Annotated in this window: 1 protein-coding gene; it reads left to right on the plus strand. The window is 66.3% G+C overall.

The annotated features are described in order from the left end of the window. The coding region (locus R1101_RS27630; protein ID WP_016935019.1) for an MFS transporter at window positions 1-987 on the plus strand (987 nt) is incomplete at its 5' end. Window positions 988-3,224 lie beyond the last annotated feature (2,237 nt).

Genomic DNA, 3,224 nt, shown 5'->3' on the forward strand with positions numbered 1-3,224 from the left:
GGAGCCGGTGAAGCGCCGTGCTTCCCCGCAGCCACGCGACTCGTCAGCCGCTGGCTACCGGCACAGGAGCGAGGCAAGGCGCTCGCCCTGATCGGCGGTGTGGCGGTCTCCGGCAGCCTGCTCGTCGGCGGGCCGATCCTCACCCAGCTGATCGCCCTCACCGGCTGGAAGGCGATGTTCTGGATTCTGGCGATAGTCGGGGTCGTGTGGGTCGCGATCGCCTATCCGACACTGAAGAACTCGCCGACCGAGGCGAAGTTCGTGTCGAAGGAAGAGCTGGACTACATCCGTGCCGGCCAGTTGGACGGTGAGGAGACCGGTCACGAGTCGAGCACCGACTGGGGCGAGGTCCTCCGCAACCGGAATCTCTGGCTCGTCGGCCTCGGCTACTTCTCGTGGGGCTTCATGTTCTGGGCCTTCATGTACTGGCTTCCGCAGTACCTCGAGCACGAATTCGACCTGTCCATCAAGGAGGTCGGCGCGTTCTCGGTGGCGCCGTGGGCAGCCGGTGTGCTGGGTGCGCTGCTCGGCGGAATCCTGGTCGACCGCGTGTACAAGCGCACGCAGAGCATCCGCTCGCGGTTCATCATCATCGGTGTCGCACTGCTTCTGGCGGGTGCGTCGATCGCACCGATCCTGTTCTTCCGCGGCAACCTCACCGTCGCATTGATCTGCATCTCGGCGGGCGTCGGCTTCGGCTTCGTCACCGGCGGCATCTGGTGGGTCGCGTCGATCGATGCCGCCCCCAGCCAGCCCGGAACCGCCGCCGGCTTCGCCGATGCCTGTTTCGCACTGTCCGGTATCGTCGCCCCGTCCGTCATGGGCTTCAGCGTCAGTCGCACGGGCACCTACGACGGCGGATTCCTCGTCATGACGGCGTTGTGCCTGGTCGGCGCAGTGGCCATGCTGTTCTTCACGAAGGAACCGCAGCGGCCGCACGCTGCAACAAGCGAGTTCGACGACCCTGCAAACCTGAGGCGTGCCTGAACGGCAGGCTGCGCTACGCCCGACCGCGAGGCAATCGAACTCGCTCCGCACGCCGACCGGTGAGGATTCTGCACGATACCGAAAGACCGGCACTGTCCTTCTCGCAACAGTTTTCACCGTCCCGGTTCGCCGCGCGGATGCTCCCCCGCGAGAATGCCGATCAGGATCCCGCCTCTCACGGCACCGAACATTCGTGCCCGGAACACGGTCGAGTCCTTGCCCGGAACACCACTGCAGCGACGGACGGCTCGTTATATCTGTTCCATCCGTACGATTCACGGTCTCCAGGTCGTAGTTCGGATCGAAGGTGATCCATCCGAATCCTGGCGTTCCGGACAGCATCCGGAACGCCAGGACGTGTTCCATCCCGAAGTGGGCGCTGCCCCCCTTGAAGCTCGTCGCATACAGGAGCGGGAGCGACACTCGGCCGATCCACCTCTACTGCACGGGGTGCTCGCCCGAGTGGACGCGACAGCGACGAGGACCATGACCTATCCGGTTCGTGAAGCGTCCTGGCACGATGCTCCCGCCTGTCCGAACCGGGGCCGAGACACGAGGATCACCCCTACGAGCGACAAGCCGTGCCCAACACCCGATCACGTGATGACGCAACCGAGTTCGTGCGCTGCGGTATCGATGGCATCCTCCAAGCCTGGATGCGACTGAGGTAGCGACAGCACAGGACGTTGCGGGAACGCGTCGGCGGTCCGTTCGACGACGGCGACGGCCGTGCCGCCCGCGAACCGACCGCGATAGACGATCCCCGGCGAGATCGGTGTGGGCGCGATGGATGGTGCGTGCCCACTGCTGGGACAGTCGGTGCGCCACCGAATCGAGAGCATGGTTGCCGCCCACCCGGGTGGCCCAGACCCTCCCCCGATGCCGGACACGTGGAGCAACCGCAGGACGCGGGTGAAGCGAACGCCGGTCGGATACAGGCCACCACGGTGGCGATCGGTCCCGGGCCGACCGACATGCTTCCGCCGGCGCCCCTCCGGGGCTCGAAGCGCCGTACCAGACGCCGTAACCGGAATGCTCGCTCCGCGGAAGCGGTTGCTGGTCGAATCGCAGAATCGGTCCGAGTTCGCGCAAGGCATTCCATGCGAGTACATGGGGCCGGTGGTGCGGTGCACGCGCCACACGGTCTCGTTCGGCTGCCACTCGAGCACTTCCTTCGGTGACAGTCATGCCCGACGAAGTTGCGGGATGGAGGGCGGTAGCGGGAGCATCGCCGCCATCTATGCCGCTTCCCATTCGGTGGCGATGAGCACGTCGACGACATGCTCGATGTGGTCCGACCGACCGGCGGTGAATTGAGCCGGAGCGACAGGCGGTTACGGCCGGAATCGAATGCCCACAGGCGACCGTTCGCGATACGTTGCTGATGCGAGCGGGCGTGACGCGGAGGCGGACCGCGCCTCGGCGATGGACAGAGAGCCGGCGACGAGGTCGGCCATGCGGATGCCTCGGTCGACGCGTGCATCCGTGGTCTCGGTAGGGCCTGCCGTGAACCCGGACTCGGTGAGCAGGCGGGCGTCGTGTTCGGACAGTGGGGTCCCGCAGGGTTCACCGTATGGAGCCCCTTAGGATCTGCACGAGTTGGTCGCGGCCGATATCCGTGCCGGAGGCCTCCCGCAGCGCGTCTTCGAAGTCCCTACTTTTTCGCCGATTCTCGCTCGCAAGTACATGCGAGCGGACTCGTCGGCCGCTGCGCATCCCTGAGCCCTCGCATGCGCTGGGTCCTGTCGGAAGGAGACATCACCCAGCTGGTCTCTCCCACCTGCTCGTTTTTCCGAGCCGACCGATATGCGCAGCACCGCCGGATCCACGACACCCGCACCCCACGAGCGGCGCCCTGTCTCCGCCCGATCCTGCCGACGGCGGCAGGTGAGAGCCGACAGGCAGGACCGCATCCCGCCGAACCGTTCGACGACCCGACTCGACCGGGCAGAACCCGGAACACCAGCGCATCCCGAACCGGCCGGAACAGACCTGTAGCCGTCACCGCCCCAGCCATCCTCGTCTACTACCCACTTGTCCTCGGACGACTTGCCGTCACTCCAGTGCGTCCAGGGGTCGACCACTCCCCCACCTGCCCCACGTCCTCGGGATGAGTGCCCGGGAATTCTCCGCTATCGTGCGCTGCCCGGTAGCGGGGGAAGTCGAGCACCGGTCGAAGCCGGAGTATCGGCCACCTGCACCTGTGTCGGCTGAGCGTCCCGGTCGGAAACGTCGAG

It is taken from the genome of Rhodococcus sp. R1101 (assembly GCF_000278445.1).
In the GTDB taxonomy this organism is placed as follows: Bacteria; Actinomycetota; Actinomycetes; order Mycobacteriales; family Mycobacteriaceae; genus Rhodococcus; species Rhodococcus gordoniae.